This is a genomic window from Pseudomonas sp. SWRI18, from assembly GCF_014268345.1.
Classification (GTDB): Bacteria; Pseudomonadota; Gammaproteobacteria; order Pseudomonadales; family Pseudomonadaceae; genus Aquipseudomonas; species Aquipseudomonas cedrina.
This window is the reverse complement of record NZ_JACCQQ010000017.1, coordinates 96,630-111,870: the sequence shown is the minus strand read 5'-3', so window position 1 is coordinate 111,870 and position 15,241 is coordinate 96,630. Positions and strand designations below refer to the sequence as shown.

Sequence of the window (15,241 nt, the reverse complement as noted above, 5' to 3'; positions counted from 1 at the left end):
CTCCTTACAGAAATATGAATTTGGCGATAAAGATCGCGCACAGCACCCACAGGCTCACGGAGATTTCGCGGTACTTGCCGGTGCCGGTCTTGAGCGCCACGTAGGTGATAAAACCCAACGCAATGCCGTCGGCCACCGAGAACGTCAGCGGCATCATGATCGCCGTGACAATCGCCGGAATGCTGTCGGTGGCTTCATCCCAGTTGATATGGGCCATGCTTGCCATCATCAGCATCGCCACATAAATCAGCGCACCGGCGGTGGCATAGGCCGGAATCATGCCAGCCAGCGGTGCAAAAAACATCGCCGCCACAAACAATACACCCACGGTCACGGCCGTCAGCCCGGTACGGCCGCCAGCGGCAACACCGGCGGCACTTTCCACGTAGCTGGTCACCGGCGGCACGCCGACCATGGCGCCAAACACGCTGGAAGCGCTGTCGGCTTTCAACGCGCGGGACAGGTTATGGATCTTGCCATCGGCATTGACCAGGCCGGCCCGCTGCGCGACGCCCATCAGTGTACCTGCGGTATCGAACATGTGTACAAAAAGAAACGCAAATACCACGCTGATCATGCTGACATTGAATACACCTTTTACGTCCATTGCCATCCAGGTCGGCGCCAGGCTTGGCGGCGTGGCGAGGATGCCGTTGTACTGCACCAGGCCCAGGCCCCAACCGGCCAGCGTGACGGCGATGATGCTGATCAGGATCGCGCCGAACACACGGTGATAACTGAGGATGGCGATCAGCAGGAAGCAAATGGCCGCCAGCAGCGGTGCCGGTTCATGCAACGAGCCGAGCTTGATCAACGTGGCCGGGCTGTCGACGATGATCCCGGCGGTCTTCAGGCCGATCACCCCGAGGAACAGGCCGACGCCCGCGCCCATGGCATGGCGCAGGCTCACGGGGATGCTATTGAGCAGCCATTCGCGTACCCGCGAAAGCGTCAGGGCCATGAACAGCACGCCGGAAACGAACACCGCCCCCAGTGCGGTTTCCCAGGTGTAGCCCATGGTGCCGACCACGGTGTAGGTGAAAAACGCATTCAGGCCCATGCCCGGCGCCAGGCCCACCGGCCAGTTTGCGTACAGGCCCATCAACAGGCAGCCCAGGGCGGCGGCAATGCACGTGGCGACGAACGCGGCACCGTGATCAATGCCGGCATCGGCCATGATGTTGGGGTTGACGAAGATGATGTAGGCCATGGTGATAAAGGTGGTGAGGCCGGCGATCAGCTCGGTCTTCACTGTGGTGCCATGCAAGCGCAGTTTGAACAGGCGTTCCAGCCAGCCGTTGTGGGGCGGGGCAAGGTCCAGCGTAGGGGCTTCGGATTTGCGGCTATCCACGGCAAGTACTCCTCAAGAGTTTTATTGTTATTTCCAGCGCGGGTCACGCAAGTGGGCACGGCGCTGTGAGGTACTGGTGGGTTTTGTTGACCAATAGGTCAGAAACTCGCACGAGGCGAATTATGCTTTTGTATACAAAGAAAGCAAATAATGTTTTCGAATAGCGCGATGAAAGGCTAGTTCGCGGTGCTCAGCGCCTGATTGACGGCCAGCCACCCGGCCACAGCGGCTTCGCCGGCTTCACTGAAAGCACGTTGCAGCAACTTGACCTGCTCACGGCGCAGCGACTGCTCGAAGCGCAGCCCTTCCTCGGTCAGTTGCAGCAGGCGTTTACGCTTGTCGGTCTCCGACGCCACGCTGTGCACCAGGTGCATTTCCTGCAACTGGCGCAGCGGGATATTCAGCGCCTGTTTGCTCACGCCCAGCAATTCCAGCAATTGCTTGACGCTCAACGTCGGGTAGCGCGCGATAAAGAACACGATGCGCTGATGCACCCGGCTCAGCCCACGGCGCTCAAGCATTTCGTCGGCCTTAGCGGTGAACGCCTGGTAACCGAAGAAGAACGCTTGCATGGCTTCTTGCTGGGCGAGGGGGTTTTTAAGGTCAAGCATATTGACGTATCCGTGTGAGTCGTCGTAATTTCGGTCAACCAGTTTGACGTATTTCCCCCAGGCTTCGCTACCGGTGACCCCCATGGCCTTCTCTGAACGTGTTACGCGCCTCAAAAGCTCCTTGATCCGTGAAATCCTTGCGGCGGCCCAGCGACCGGAAGTGATGTCGTTCGCCGGCGGCCTGCCCGCCGAAGCCATGCTGCCGGCGCTGAACTGGGACGACATGCCGCTGAACATCGGCCAATACGGCATGAGCGAAGGCGAGCCGCAGCTGCGTGAACTGCTCGCCGCCGAGGCACGCGCCCTGGGTATCCACTGTCAGGCGAGCCAGGTGCTGGTGGTCAGTGGTTCCCAGCAAACCCTCGACCTGGCGGCCAAGCTGTATGTTGACAAAGGCACGCAGATCCTGCTGGAAGGCCCGACTTACCTGGCGGCCTTGCAGATCTTCCAACTGTTCGGCGCCGACTGCCTCACCGTCCAGCTGGAGGCCGACGGCCCCGACCTGGGTGCCTTGCGCAGCAACCTTGAACGTCATCGGCCAGCGTTCATCTACCTGATCCCGACCTTCCAGAACCCGTCTGCGGTGCGCTACAGCGAGGCCAAGCGCGAAGCCGTCGCCGCCTTGCTCGATGAGTTCGGCGTGACGCTGATCGAAGACGAACCCTACCGCGAGTTGAGCTTCGACGGCGCCAGTGCCAAACCCATTGTCGCCCGCCTGCAGAAAGCCAGCTGGATCTACACCGGCACAGTGTCCAAGACCTTGCTGCCCGGCCTGCGTGTCGGCTACCTGATCGCCAGCCCGGACCTGTTCCCACACTTGCTCAAGCTCAAGCAGTCGGCGGACCTGCACACCAACCGCGTCGGCCAATGGCAGGCGATGCAGTGGATCGGCACGCAGAAATACCAGCAGCACCTGGTGCAGTTGCGCAGTTTTTACCGCGACCGCCGCGATGCGTTCCAGGCCGCGCTGCAGCGCCACTTCGCCGACCTGGCCGACTGGCAAGTGCCCCAGGGTGGATTATTCTTCTGGCTGACCTTGAAACAGCCGCTCGATACCCGCACCTTGTTGGCTCAAGCGCTGGACCAGAACGTCGCGTTCATGCCCGGTGAACCCTTCTTTTCCGAGCCCGACCAGCACCTGGGCTCGTTGCGACTCAATTTCAGCCATATCGACCCGGCCCGCCTGGACGAAGGTCTCAAGCGCCTGGCCGCGGTGGTCCGTCAAGCACAGCACGCGCAAGCGGCATAAGGGGAGCCCCATGTACAAGGTTTATGGCGATTACAAGTCGGGCAACTGCTACAAAGTCAAATTGATGTTGAGCCTGCTGGGCATCCCGTACCAATGGGTCGATGTGGACATCCTCAAGGGTGACACCCAGACCGCCGAATTCCTGGCCAAGAACCCCAACGGCAAGATCCCCGTGCTGGAGCTGGAAGACGGCACCTGCCTGTGGGAGTCCAATGCGATCCTCAATTTCCTCGCCGACGGCAGCGAGTTCCTGCCCACCGAGCCGCGCCTGCGCACGCAAGTGTTGCAGTGGCAGTTCTTCGAGCAATACAGCCATGAGCCGTACATTGCGGTGGCGCGGTTTATCCAGTTCTACCTGAACATGCCGCAAGATCGCCTGGAGGAATACAAAACCACCCATAAGGGCGGCTACAAGGCGCTGAAGGTCATGGAGCGTCAGTTGCAAGCCACGCCGTACCTGGTGGGCGAGCAGTATTCGATCGCTGATATTGCGTTGTACGCCTATACCCATGTGGCCCATGAGGGTGGGTTTGACCTGGCGCCTTATCCGGGGGTACAGGCATGGCTGGAGCGTGTGGCCAGCCATCCGAAACATGTGGCGATGTTGGATTAGACGCAGGTTCAAATGTGGGAGCGGGCTTGCTCGCGAAAGCTGTGGTTCAGTCAAATCATCAGTGACTGACACTCCGCTTTCGCGAGCAAGCCCGCTCCCACATTTAGCGCTGCGTTGTGTCAGATAGTTCGTCTTTAAGTAGATCAAAGCAGCGCAGTGCGGCCGGGCTTAGTGCAACCCCACTGCGACTGATCAACCCGATCTCCCGGTTCACACCCGGATGATCAATAGCGATGCGCTTCAACCCCTCCAGACTGTCCGCCGCTGACTCCGGCAGCACGCTGATCCCCAGCCCCTGGCGCACCAGTGCCAATACCGTCGACATGTAGTTGGCTTCCATGCCGGCGGTCATCGTCAGCTTTGTCTCATCGAATAAGGCATCCACGTGCTCACGCACACTGCTGTCGCGCCCGGTGAGGATGATCGGCTGGTCCGTTAGTTGTTCCAAGGTCAACTGGCGATGGCGGGCGAGCGGATGGCCCTGGGGCACAAACGCACATAATCGGTCATTCAGCACCGGTACGAATTCCAGGCCATGGCTGAGCCGCGCGCGTACGCCAATGCCGAAATCCACCTCGCCGGAACGCACCTGGGCATGAATGCGATGGGCCACCAGGTCATGCAGGCGCACTTCGATCCCGGCAAAACGCTCGCGAAACAGGCGCAGTACCGGCGGCAGCGTGCCGGCGCATACCGAGGGCAGGGCGGCCAGGGTGACCACGCCCCGGCGTAGCGCGGCCAGGTCACGGGAACCGGTGACAATGTTGTCCAGGTCCAGCAGCAGTTTTTCCATGGGGCCGCGGGCTTCCTGGCCGGCGGCGGTGATGCTGACGTGGCGCGGGCTGCGGTCGAGCAGGGCGACGCCGAGCCAGTCTTCCAGTTGTTGCACCTGGACGGTGAGCGCCGAGGGTGACAGGTGCAGCTCATTGGCCGCCTTGGTGAAACTGCCTGTGCGCGCCACAGCAAGGAAGGCCTGGATGTGTTGGATGCTGTTCTTCATTTTGTTTTTCCGAATGCCAGCAGGTGAATATTCCAATTTACAAAGACTACCTCGCTTCCAATACTCCAGGGAAAACAATAACCGGCCACCAAGGCCGCTCTGGAGTAACCCATGCTCGCAACCCTGGGTGTCATCACCATCCTGTGCCTGCTCGCTGCCGTCATGAGCAAACGCCTCTCACCGCTGGTGGCCCTGATCGCCCTGCCGATCATCGCTGCATTGCTTGGCGGGTTTGGCCTGCAGACCAGCGCCTTCATCATCACCGGTATCAAGAACGTCGCCCCCGTGGTGGGCATGTTTGTGTTTGCGATTCTGTTTTTCGGAATCATGACCGATGCCGGCATGCTCGACCCCATCATTGATCGCATCCTGCGCACGGTAGGGACGCGTCCTACACGAATTGTCGTAGGTACCGCGACCTTGGCGCTGCTGGTGCACCTCGACGGCTCCGGCGCGGTGACCTTTCTGGTGACGGTGCCGGCCATGCTGCCCTTGTATACCCGGCTGGGGATCGATAAACGCATCCTCGCGTGTGTCTGTGCGATGGCGGCCGGGGTCAACTTCCTGCCTTGGACCGGCCCGGTGCTGCGCTCGTCGGCGGCCTTGCATGTGCCGGTGGCGGATCTGTTCCAGCCGCTGATCCCGGTGCAGATCGTCGGCCTGATCTTCGTCTTCGCCTGTGCCTGGTGGCTGGGCCATCGTGAGGAAAAACGCCTGGGCCTCGGTGCCGGTTCCAGCGTGGACGCCGTGCCGCAGCGGGTGCTCAGTGACGACGACATCAAGCTGCGCCGCCCGCGCCTGTTCTGGGTCAACCTGATCCTGACGGTGCTGGTGATGGTGGTGATGATCGCCGGCTGGGTCGACCCGGTGGTGATGTTCATGCTCGGCACGGTGATCGCGCTGTGCATCAACTACCCGAACGTCGACGCCCAGCGCGCCCGTATCGACGCGCATGCCAAGACCGCGCTGACCATGGCCAGTATTCTGCTGGCGGCCGGCGTGTTCACCGGCATCATGCAGGGCACCGGCATGCTCAAGGCCATCGCCGAAGTGGCGGTGGCGCAGATCCCGGCCGGCCACGGCAAGCTGATCCCGGCGGTGGTGGGCTTCCTTTCCATGCCGTTGAGCATGCTGTTCGATCCCGATTCCTACTATTTCGGCGTGATGCCGGTGATCGCCGAAGTCGGCAAAGCGTTAGGCGTCGATCCGCTGCAAGTGGCCCAGGCCTCGTTGCTGGGCGTGCACACCACCGGGTTCCCGGTCAGCCCGCTGACCCCCGCGACCTTCCTGCTGGTGGGCCTGTGCAAGATCGAATTGGCCGATCACCAGCGTTTCACCATTCCGTTTCTGTTTGCCGCGTCGGTGTTGATGACCCTGACCGCGTTGCTCCTGGGAGTTATCTGATATGAAAACCTTGCGCATCGGTTCCGGCGCCGGTTATTCCGGCGACCGTATCGAGCCTGCCGTGGAACTGGCCGAGCAGGGCGACCTGGATTACCTGGTGTTCGAGTGTCTGGCTGAACGCACGATTGCCCTGGCGCAACAGGCGCGGATCAGCGATCCAAACGGTGGGTACGACCCCTTGCTCAGCGAGCGCATGCGCCGCGTGTTGCCCTTTGTCGGCGTGCAGGCCGGGCGTCGCCGTCTGCGGGTAGTCACCAATATGGGCGCGGCCAACCCGGTGTCGGCGGCCATTGAAGTGCGGCGGATCGCTGCCGCGTTGGGCCTGGATTTGAAAGTGCTCGCTGTCGTCGGTGACGATGTGTTGAAGGTGCTGCAGCCTGACTTTTTACTGGATAACGGCCAGAGCGTCGGCGCCTTGGGCGAGCGGCTGATTTCGGCGAATGCCTACCTGGGCGTCGACGGCATCCTGCAAGCTTTGCGCGCCGATGCCGACGTCGTCATCACCGGACGCGTGGCCGACCCCTCGCTGTTCCTGGCGCCGCAGATGTTTGAATTGGGCTGGGCGGCGGACGATTGGCCGCGCCTGGGGCGCGGCACGTTGGTGGGGCATCTGCTCGAATGTGCCGGGCAAGTCAGCGGCGGGTATTTCGCCGACCCAGGCTTCAAGGATGTGGATGACCTGGCTCGCCTGGGCTTCCCCTTGGCTGAAATCAATGCCGACGGTGAAGCCGTGATCACCAAGGTGGCCGGTTCCGGTGGGCGGGTCAGCCGTGCCACCTGTATCGAACAACTTATCTACGAAGTGCACGACCCGGCCGCCTACCTCACGCCGGATGTGACGGCGGACTTTTCCCGGGTGGGGTTTGTCGAGGAGGGCGTCGATCGCGTTCGCGCCCAGGGCGCCGACGGGCGTGCGCGACCCGAGCAGTTGAAGGTCAGCGTCGGTTACCTGGAGGGTTGGATCGGTGAAGGGCAGATGTCGTATGGCGGCCCCGGCGCTGTCGCACGAGCCCAACTGGCAAGGGATGTGGTCCTCAAGCGTCTTGAGCTGACCGGCGTGAAGATGCAGGACGTGCGCGCCGAGCTGATCGGCATGGACTCGCTCCACGGCCCGCGCAGCGGCGTCGCCCCCTGGGAAGTGCGCCTGCGCGTGGCCGCGCGCTGCGAAGAACGCAGCGAAGCCGTGCGTGTGGGCAATGAAGTGGAAACCCTTTATACCAACGGCCCGTCGGGCGGCGGCGGCGCGAGCAAAAGCGTGCGCCAGGTGGTGGCGGTGGCGTCGTTGCTGCTGCCGCGTAACGCGGTCAAGCCGAGGATCGAAGCATGAAGCTGCATACGCTGGCCCATTCCCGCACCGGAGATAAGGGCGACACCTCGAATATCTCGATCATTGCCTATCGCGCCGAGGATTATCCGTTGCTGTGCGAATACTTGACGGCCGAGCGCGTGGCCGAGTTCTTCGCGGGCATGCGCGAGGCAGGCGCGGCGCAGGTAAGGCGCTATGAATTGCCCAACGTGCAGGCGCTGAACTTCGTGCTGCCGGGGATCCTGCGCGGTGGCGTCACGCGTTCGCTGGCGCTGGATGCCCATGGCAAGTGCCTGGGTTCGGCGCTGTTGGACCTGGACTTGGTAATACAGGACTAAATGTGGGAGCGGCGGTGCGACGATTCGACTTGCTCGCGAATGCGGCAGATCAGTCAATTAATTCGGCGACTGACACACCGCTTTCGCGAGCAAGTCGAATCGTCGCACCGCCGCTCCCACATGGGATCTGCGCAAGCTTTTAGACCGCGGCGAACCGCTGGTCCAGGTAATCAATGATCACCTTGGAGTCATACATCCAGGTCGTCTGGCCATTTTCTTCGATGCGCAGGCACGGCACCTTGATCTTGCCGCCTTGCTCCAGCAGGGTCTGGCGGTCCTGTGGGTTGTTCTTTGCGTCTTTCAACGCCACTGGCACATTCAGGCGGTGCAGGGTGCGGCGGGTTTTCACGCAGAACGGGCAAGCGTGGAACTGGTAGAGGGTCAGTTCCTTGGCCGCTGCGTTCACCTGCGCCTGCTGTTCGGCGCTGCGTTGTTTTTTGCGTGGGCGGGTAAGGTAGTCGCCCGCGATGATGAGTTGGCCGAGGCCCACTCGAAGTGCTTTGACGAACATGGCTGAAACCTCTTGCCCATGACAGAAGGGGCCGCAGCTTACCTGATTTTTGCCGGGCGAAAAAAAACCGGCGATGAACGCCGGTTCTTCCTACGCAGCCCGTTACTTGATCAGGCTGAGAAACTCGCTGCGGGTAGCCGCGTTTTCGCGGAACTCACCGAGCATCACCGAGGTGATCATCGACGAATTCTGCTTCTCGACCCCGCGCATCATCATGCACATATGCTTGGCCTCGATCACCACGGCCACGCCCAGGGCACCGGTCACCTGCAGCACCGCATCGGCGATCTGGCGGCTGAGGTTTTCCTGGATCTGCAGGCGGCGCGCATACATGTCGACGATCCGCGCGACCTTCGACAGGCCCAGCACTTTGCCGCTCGGGATATACGCCACGTGGGCCTTGCCGATAAACGGCAGCAAGTGGTGTTCGCACAACGAGTACAACTCGATGTCCTTGACCAGCACCATTTCGCTGTTGTCAGAACTGAACAAGGCACCGTTGGTGACTTCTTCCAGTGTCTGCGCATAGCCACGGCAGAGGTACTGCATTGCCTTGGCGGCACGTTTTGGCGTGTCGAGCAGGCCCTCGCGGGAAACGTCCTCGCCGAGTTGGCCGAGGATCGCAGTATAGTTTTGTTCCAATGTCACAGGGCTGTTTCCGTATGGATTTCAGAACGGTACGGTGTATGCCTGTACCAATGTGAAGCGCAGTTTTCAGCGGGTGTAGCGCATCGCGTGCTGATTAATGGCGCATATAGTAGCTTAGGTGCGTCGACAGTTGTATTCCTTGGCGATACCGATGCTAGAGTCAGCCCTCGTTGAGGAGGACCCGATGACACCCTTGGAACGAAGCATTTCTGAGCGCGCCGTACTTTTTGCCAAAGCAAATCGGACACGAATAGCTCGGGAGTTGGCCTGCCTGAGTCGATATCCGGGTGAAGAGTATCCAGTGTCAGTTTTTATGGCCGGCTCCCCTGGCGCAGGCAAGACAGAAGTTTCGAAATCTTTTATCCGTTTGATGGAGGCCCACGGATCGACTGCTCTTCGTATCGATCCTGACGATTTCAGAGAATATTTTCCTGAGTACACGGGTGGGAACTCAAGTCTTTTCCAGCGTGGTGTAACAGCCATAGTGGAACGGACCGTCGACCTTGTTTACCAACAGTGCCAGTCGTTTCTTTTGGATGGAACACTTGCGAATCTTGATGTCGCCCGAAAAAATGTTCAACGTGCTCTCGATAAGAAAAACCGATCGGTTCAAGTGATCTATGTTTATCAGAAACCGACGTTAGCCTGGGAGTTTGTGTTGGCACGTGAAGCCATCGAAGGAAGGAACATTCCCTGCAATGAGTTTGTTCGTCAGTTCTACGCATCAAAGGCGACGGTTTGTCAGTTAAAACGCGAATTTCAGGATCGCCTCCAGGTCGATGTGCTCATCAAGGACACGGACGGTGGTGATGCAGAGGTCGGTATCGACCTTTCGGCTGAGGACGTTGACGAGTGGGTCAGCCAGCCCTACCATCCAGATCAACTTGAGCAAATTTTGACCGGAGCAGCCTTATGAAAGGCGGAATCACGGAATCGGTAGAAACATATCAATCAACGACCATGTCGGACTTTTTCCGCAACTGTTCGGTAGAAGAAAGGCGGGCGGTGTATCGAAGCGCAGCCAATACTGCAATAACGATGCAAAAAGCTGTGATTTCTTTGGCCAAAGAAAAGAAGTCTCAAGAGGTTAATGGCAACTAGGCATCTGGCCCATTAAGCCAAAGCCCAGCCTGAGTGCTGGGCTTTTCATCTCACTCGTCGCGCCCTTCCATCATCGTGCGCTTGAGCATCACATACACCGCACCCGCGCCGCCGTGGCGGGCCTGGCATGAGGTAAAGCCGAGCACCTGGGCGTGCTGGCGCAGCCAGGTGTTGACGTGGCTCTTGATCATGGGCCGCTTGCCGTCCAGCCGCACGGCCTTGCCGTGGGTGACGCGCACGCAGCGAATCTCGAACTTGGTCGCTTCGGCAAGGAAGGCCCACAGGGTTTCCCGGGCTTTCTCCACGTTCATGCCGTGCAAATCAAGGCTGCCTTCGAACGGGATCTGGCCGGCCTTGAGCTTGCGCATCTGGCTTTCCTGCACGCCATCGCGGGCCCACATCAGCTCGTCTTCGGGGCCGACGTCGATCACGAATTGGTCCGACAGGCCGTCCACGGTGGTGGCGTCGGTGCGCACGGTCGCGGCCTGGCGCAGCTTGGCGATCTGCGCCCGGTCGGCCTTGGGCTTGCCGGTGTCGGCGCGGTCGTGCTTGATCGGCTTGACGCCGCGCAGCTCGTTCTTGAACAGGGAAAAATCGTCGTCTTGCATGATGGCCTCCGCGAAGGGCGGGCAGTTTACCTAAAACGCGGCGGCCAGGGCGCAGGAAACGCTATCCAAGCGCCATCAGTCGTGCTTTTTCATCAGGTGCGAAGCGATGTTGAGCGACAATGGCTGGCGCATTTTCCGACGGCTGCGCCGCCATAACCACACGCCCAGCCACAGCACCAGCAGGCCAATCGCCAACAGAATCGCCGAGCCGCCAGGGCTGGCATTCAGCTCGCCAAGGGCCGGAGAGTGACCAAACAGGCCGGCGCCACCAGCGCCGGCCAGCAGCAGACCTACAATCGCCAGCAGCGCGGCAATGCCGGCTACCAGGCGCAGACGCCAGTTGCTCGGGCCCTTGGGGCGCAAGCGACGAGCATCAAAACCATCGGATATCTTCATTCCGACCTTTCCTCCAGGGTATCGGCCCTTCGACCGGACAATACACAGGTTGTTCCGGGACGAGGGGTAAATGCGCCAAATGAAAGGGTCTTGCGCATGAGCGAGGCAATAAACATTGCCGCGTCGCTCATCGGCGCTCGTTTGGATCAGATCAGGTCTTTAGTCAGCGCAAGGGTGGCGAAATTGTCGGCCATGATCGCCATTTCGGTCTGCTGCACATGCTCGGCGCTGAGGATGCCGCCTTTGTAAGGCAGGTCACGGGTGGCGCAGGCATCTTCGACCAGGGTGCAGCGAAAGCCCAGGTTCTTGGCGGCGCGCACGGTGGTGCTGACGCTTGAATGGCTCATGAAACCGCAGACGATCAGGTCCAGGGAACCAAGATCCTGCAGATGCTTTTCCAGGCCGGTGCCGTGGAACGCGCTGGGCAACAGTTTGCCGATGATGGTTTCGTCACCTTCAGGCTCAAGGCCCGGGATGAATTCGCCGCGCTCGCCCTGGGGGTCAAACAGGCCGCCCACGGTGCCCAGATGGCGCACGTGCACGATCGGGCGCCCGGCGTTGCGCGCCGAAGACACAAGCTGCTTGATGTTGCTGACCGCCGCGTCCATGCCGGACAGGGCGAGCGGGCCGCTGAGGTATTCCTTCTGGGCGTCGATGATCACGAGGGTCGCATGGCTGAGGTTCGCTGCTGCGTAACCACGACCGCTGAGTTGAAACATCGTCTTTGGAACGGACATTCTGGGGCTCCTGTGAGGGGGGCTTTTGCGCCATTGTCCACTGGCTGAGCGGTTCTGTGAATCGCTACCATCGTAAGGTACGCCGTTGCTGGCGTGCAGCCATGTCAAGAGGCTGGCCTGTTTAACACAATGAGGCTAATTCAGATGAAATCCGACGGGTGGCAGAGGCTTTTTCGTACATCGTCGGTACAGGTGAAGGCTGTTAGAATCGCCAGTCGTTTTTTCCAGGAGCTTACCCCGTGACCACTTCCCGCCTGCGCACCTTGCGCGATCATATCCGTTGGGCTGTCAGCCGTTTCCATGGGGAAGACCTGTTTTTTGGCCATGGCACCGACAACGCCTGGGACGACGCCCGGCAACTGGTGCTCGGCGCCCTGCACCTGCCTTGGGAAATCGCCGACAGCTACCTCGACTGCAACCTGGAAGAAGAGGAAGTTGCCCACCTGCAACGGTTGCTGCATCGCCGCATCCACGAACGCGTGCCGACGCCTTATTTGATTGGTGAAGCCTGGTTTTGCGGCTTGTCGTTTATCGTCGATGAGCGCGTGCTGATCCCGCGTTCGCCGATCGGCGAGCTGATCGAAAACCGCTTCGCACCCTGGCTGGCCCAGCCGCCGGCACGCATCCTCGACCTGTGCACCGGCTCCGGCTGCATTGGCATCGCGTGTGCCTACGAGTTCCAGGACGCCGAAGTGGTGCTGGGTGACTTGTCCTTCGAAGCCCTGGAAGTGGCCAACCAGAACATCGAACGCCACGGCGTCGACCAGCGCGTCTACACCGTGCAGGGCGACGGCTTCGACGGCCTGCCAGGCCAGCGCTTCGACCTGATCGTGTCCAACCCGCCGTATGTGGATGCCGAAGACTTCGCCGATATGCCCGACGAATACCAGCACGAGCCGGAGCTGGGTCTGGCCTGCGGCGACGATGGCTTGAACCTGGTGCGGCGCATGCTGGCCGAGGCGGCGGACCATCTGACGGAGAAGGGCTTGCTGATCGTTGAAGTGGGCAACAGCCAGGTGCACGTCGAGGCGCTGTACCCGGAAGTCGACTTCGCCTGGCTGGAGTTCCAGCGTGGCGGGCACGGGGTGTTCATGCTGACGGCGGAGCAATGCCGCCAGCATCAGGCGGTGTTTGCCGCCAGGGTCTGACGGCAGGAGCGCGGTCAGTTTGGGAGCTGGCTTGCGATAGCCATAGATATCTAAACAATTTCAACGGCTGACAAATCTCTCTGTGGCGAGCGGGCTTGCCCCGCGTTGGGCTGCGCAGCAGACCCAGTCAGCAGAATGCGGTGTATCAGACATTCCGCAGAGCCTGATTTTAGGGCTGCTTCGCAGCCAACGCGGGGCAAGCCCGCTCGCCACAGGGGAAACCGCCAACCTGTGCAAGCTGACCCACCGTCATCGCAGCGATGCGGCGACCCGACAAGCCAGCTCCCACAGGTTGATCGCATTTCAACCGGCTACCGGTGCGTGGCAATCCAGATCAACAACCCTGCCTGAAACACCGTAAACGCCACCAAACAGGTGATGGTAAAGCGCAACCCGCTGTCCTCACGCTTGAATTTGGTGACCTTTTCCTCTTCCTTGCGCAGCTTCACTTCCTGCTCCGCCAGGTTCTGCTCGGCTTGCTGCAGCATCTGAGCAGCCTCCAGAATCTCCACGAACTGTACCTTCTCGGTGTTCCAGTTCTCCAGCACATCGCCGACCTTGCCCGGCTGCACGTTACCCTTCAGATGCTGGACATCGGCGTAGGCCACATCAAAACCGTGGATGCGCAGGAAATGATCGCGGCGCAGGCGCGTGGATTCGTTCAGCGCGTCCTTGTTGGACAGGTCCACGCCGTCGACGCGGTAATGCGACCATTTTTTCTTCGCCCAGGCCGCCGCTTGGGCCACCAGAAAGCGGCCGATCCCACGGTTGACCGGTTCGATTTCCAGGCTGTTGCCCGGGCCGAAGTGCACACGATGCTTATCGTGGTCGACCCAGATATCCAGGTGATTCTGCTCACGGCGCACGCGCTGCCCCGGTAACTGAATGACCATGCGCAGCAGGCTGTGGTGTTTGTCATGGCGCTCGGCATAGCCGAACTGCACGAACCGCAACGGCCGCACCCCCGTGGCGCGGTCAATGGCCAGGGGCGCCAGGCGCAGCATCTTGAAATGCTCGGCCTGAACATCCGCCCACGGCAGGGCCGCCGCGTCGACGGCCTCGGTTTTTTCAGCCGGGGTTTCGGCGGTAGATTCCGGTGTTGCTTCAGTGGTTGTCATGCGGCGCGATCCTGTCCAAACCCAGCAAGCCGACAGTCTTTTTGCTGTCGACCTTGGGCTTATCGGCCGTTTTCGCCAGGACTGGAGGCCAATTGCCGCTTAGCGCGGTTGCAGGCCGTCGATAAAGCGCACCAGGCGGCTGCCCAGCTCGGCGGCGAGGGGCAATTGCGGGTCGTTGTAAGAGGCCAGCTGCTGTTTTACATCGTTGGGCACGATGCGCATCACGTGGTTCATGCCTTCGATCACCGCCAACTGTGCGTCGGGCTTGGCCTTTTTCAGTTGCTGGGCGTCGCCCACGCCGACCTGGATATCGTTAGTGCCCTGGATGATCAGCGCCGGCATGCGCAGCTTGGCGAAGGCGGCCGACGGGTCGGCACGGAACAGGCTGATCAGGTACGGCTGCACGCTGGGTCGGAAAATGCCTTCCAGCGGGCCAGGCACATCCGCATCCACTTGGCCTGCCTTTAGGTGATCGAGGATTTGATTGCTGCGCAGCAGCAGGGCAGGGGGCAAGTGATCGGCCAACTGTTGACGAATGACCTGGTCGACCGGGCGCGCGCTGCCGGACAGCGAAATCACGCCCGCCGGGTCCAGTTGCGGCGCGGCGAGGGCCGCCACCAGGGCACCTTCGCTGTGGCCGAGCACAATCAAGGGGCCCATGCGTTTGTCGGCCTTGAGCAGTTTGCCCCAGGCCACGGCGTCCGCGACATAGGCGTCCAGGGTCAGGTTGCGCTCGTCAGGCGTGGCGGCCAGGCTGGCAGCGACGCCACGCTTGTCGTAGCGCACGCTGGCGATGTTGTGCCGGGCCAGTACCCAGGCCAGGCGCTTGAGGCTGTCGTTGCGCGCGCCGTCGGCGCTGTTGCCGTTACGGTCGGTGGGGCCGGAGCCGGCGATGATCAGCACCACCGGCACGGGTTTGTCCGACTGCGGTAACAGCAGCGAACCGAACAGCTCGCCGTTGCCGGTGTCGAGGCTGATGGGGCGTTGCAGTACGACAGGGGAGGCGGCCTGGACCACGGCGGCAAACAGGGTGAGGGTAAATAGCAGAACTCGCAGCATCATCGCGCCATCATTGGAGAGGTGCCGGTTGGACCAGAGTCTA

At 61.0% G+C, this 15,241-nt stretch carries 18 protein-coding genes; 8 read left to right on the top strand and 10 right to left on the bottom strand.

The window, feature by feature from the left end; genetic code table 11:
• Positions 1–4: 4 nt before the first annotated feature.
• Together H0Z09_RS18850 and H0Z09_RS18845 are read right to left on the bottom strand one after the other, a co-directional pair.
• Positions 5–1,351 (bottom strand): NCS2 family permease, encoded by a 1,347-nt coding sequence (locus H0Z09_RS18850; protein WP_186692332.1) that lies wholly within the window; start codon positions 1,349–1,351, stop codon positions 5–7.
• 176 nt (positions 1,352–1,527) lie between these two features.
• Positions 1,528–1,962, bottom strand: coding sequence for a MarR family transcriptional regulator (locus H0Z09_RS18845; RefSeq protein WP_186692330.1), 435 nt, complete (start codon positions 1,960–1,962; stop codon positions 1,528–1,530).
• An 82-nt stretch (positions 1,963–2,044) separates the two neighbouring features.
• Between H0Z09_RS18845 and H0Z09_RS18840 the strand changes: the two genes are divergently transcribed.
• Positions 2,045–3,211, top strand: a complete 1,167-nt coding sequence (locus H0Z09_RS18840; protein ID WP_186692328.1) for a PLP-dependent aminotransferase family protein — start codon at positions 2,045–2,047, stop codon at positions 3,209–3,211.
• Between the two features lie 10 nt (positions 3,212–3,221).
• Complete coding sequence (locus tag H0Z09_RS18835; protein WP_186692326.1) at positions 3,222–3,824, top strand: glutathione S-transferase family protein; 603 nt, start codon at positions 3,222–3,224, stop codon at positions 3,822–3,824.
• A gap of 103 nt (positions 3,825–3,927) precedes the next feature.
• Here the strand turns inward: H0Z09_RS18835 and H0Z09_RS18830 are convergent, their stop codons facing one another.
• Entirely contained in the window at positions 3,928–4,824 is an 897-nt protein-coding gene (locus tag H0Z09_RS18830) for a LysR family transcriptional regulator (RefSeq protein WP_186692324.1), read from the bottom strand.
• A gap of 111 nt (positions 4,825–4,935) precedes the next feature.
• Here H0Z09_RS18830 and H0Z09_RS18825 point away from each other — a divergent pair, with 111 nt between their 5' ends.
• From H0Z09_RS18825 to H0Z09_RS18815, 3 genes are read left to right on the top strand one after another with little or no spacing between them, the layout of a single operon-like run.
• Entirely contained in the window at positions 4,936–6,228 is a 1,293-nt protein-coding gene (locus H0Z09_RS18825) for a citrate:proton symporter (protein ID WP_186692322.1), read from the top strand.
• Between the two features lies 1 nt (position 6,229).
• A complete protein-coding gene (locus H0Z09_RS18820) occupies positions 6,230–7,555 on the top strand; it encodes an acyclic terpene utilization AtuA family protein (protein WP_186692320.1) in 1,326 nt (441 codons plus the stop codon).
• Positions 7,552–7,872 carry a hypothetical protein gene (locus tag H0Z09_RS18815; RefSeq protein ID WP_186692318.1) on the top strand — a complete coding sequence of 107 codons (321 nt, stop codon included), beginning with the start codon at positions 7,552–7,554 and terminating at the stop codon, positions 7,870–7,872. Before H0Z09_RS18820 ends, H0Z09_RS18815 begins: the two co-directional genes overlap by 4 nt.
• Before the next feature lie 139 nt (positions 7,873–8,011).
• On the opposite strand, the gene H0Z09_RS18810 is transcribed toward H0Z09_RS18815, so the two are convergent.
• Together H0Z09_RS18810 and folE are read right to left on the bottom strand one after the other, a co-directional pair.
• A complete protein-coding gene (locus H0Z09_RS18810) occupies positions 8,012–8,383 on the bottom strand; it encodes a glutathione S-transferase N-terminal domain-containing protein (RefSeq protein ID WP_076953055.1) in 372 nt (123 codons plus the stop codon).
• Positions 8,384–8,485: 102 nt separating this feature from the next.
• Complete coding sequence (gene folE / locus H0Z09_RS18805) at positions 8,486–9,031, bottom strand: GTP cyclohydrolase I FolE (protein WP_076953056.1); 546 nt, start codon at positions 9,029–9,031, stop codon at positions 8,486–8,488.
• 184 nt (positions 9,032–9,215) lie between these two features.
• On the opposite strand from folE, the gene H0Z09_RS18800 reads away from it, so the two are divergent.
• Together H0Z09_RS18800 and H0Z09_RS18795 are read left to right on the top strand one after the other, a co-directional pair.
• Positions 9,216–9,947 carry a zeta toxin family protein gene (locus H0Z09_RS18800; protein ID WP_186692316.1) on the top strand — a complete coding sequence of 244 codons (732 nt, stop codon included), beginning with the start codon at positions 9,216–9,218 and terminating at the stop codon, positions 9,945–9,947.
• Positions 9,944–10,132 carry a hypothetical protein gene (locus tag H0Z09_RS18795; protein ID WP_186692314.1) on the top strand — a complete coding sequence of 63 codons (189 nt, stop codon included), beginning with the start codon at positions 9,944–9,946 and terminating at the stop codon, positions 10,130–10,132. Before H0Z09_RS18800 ends, H0Z09_RS18795 begins: the two co-directional genes overlap by 4 nt.
• Before the next feature lie 50 nt (positions 10,133–10,182).
• On the opposite strand, the gene H0Z09_RS18790 is transcribed toward H0Z09_RS18795, so the two are convergent.
• The 3 genes from H0Z09_RS18790 to H0Z09_RS18780 form a co-directional block, all read right to left on the bottom strand.
• Positions 10,183–10,740, bottom strand: coding sequence for a Smr/MutS family protein (locus H0Z09_RS18790; RefSeq protein ID WP_016976371.1), 558 nt, complete (start codon positions 10,738–10,740; stop codon positions 10,183–10,185).
• Positions 10,741–10,815: 75 nt separating this feature from the next.
• Positions 10,816–11,136, bottom strand: coding sequence for a hypothetical protein (locus H0Z09_RS18785; protein ID WP_010208859.1), 321 nt, complete (start codon positions 11,134–11,136; stop codon positions 10,816–10,818).
• Positions 11,137–11,282: 146 nt separating this feature from the next.
• Positions 11,283–11,873 carry a cysteine hydrolase family protein gene (locus H0Z09_RS18780; protein WP_076953058.1) on the bottom strand — a complete coding sequence of 197 codons (591 nt, stop codon included), beginning with the start codon at positions 11,871–11,873 and terminating at the stop codon, positions 11,283–11,285.
• A 239-nt stretch (positions 11,874–12,112) separates the two neighbouring features.
• Between H0Z09_RS18780 and prmB the strand changes: the two genes are divergently transcribed.
• Positions 12,113–13,021: a 50S ribosomal protein L3 N(5)-glutamine methyltransferase gene (gene prmB, locus H0Z09_RS18775; protein WP_076953059.1), complete on the top strand. Its 909-nt coding sequence runs from the start codon at positions 12,113–12,115 to the stop codon at positions 13,019–13,021.
• Between the two features lie 311 nt (positions 13,022–13,332).
• Here prmB and H0Z09_RS18770 read toward each other — a convergent pair whose 3' ends face one another.
• Together H0Z09_RS18770 and H0Z09_RS18765 are read right to left on the bottom strand one after the other, a co-directional pair.
• A complete protein-coding gene (locus H0Z09_RS18770) occupies positions 13,333–14,139 on the bottom strand; it encodes a hypothetical protein (protein ID WP_186692312.1) in 807 nt (268 codons plus the stop codon).
• Positions 14,140–14,238: 99 nt separating this feature from the next.
• Positions 14,239–15,201, bottom strand: a complete 963-nt coding sequence (locus tag H0Z09_RS18765; RefSeq protein ID WP_186692310.1) for an alpha/beta fold hydrolase — start codon at positions 15,199–15,201, stop codon at positions 14,239–14,241.
• Positions 15,202–15,241: the final 40 nt, after the last annotated feature.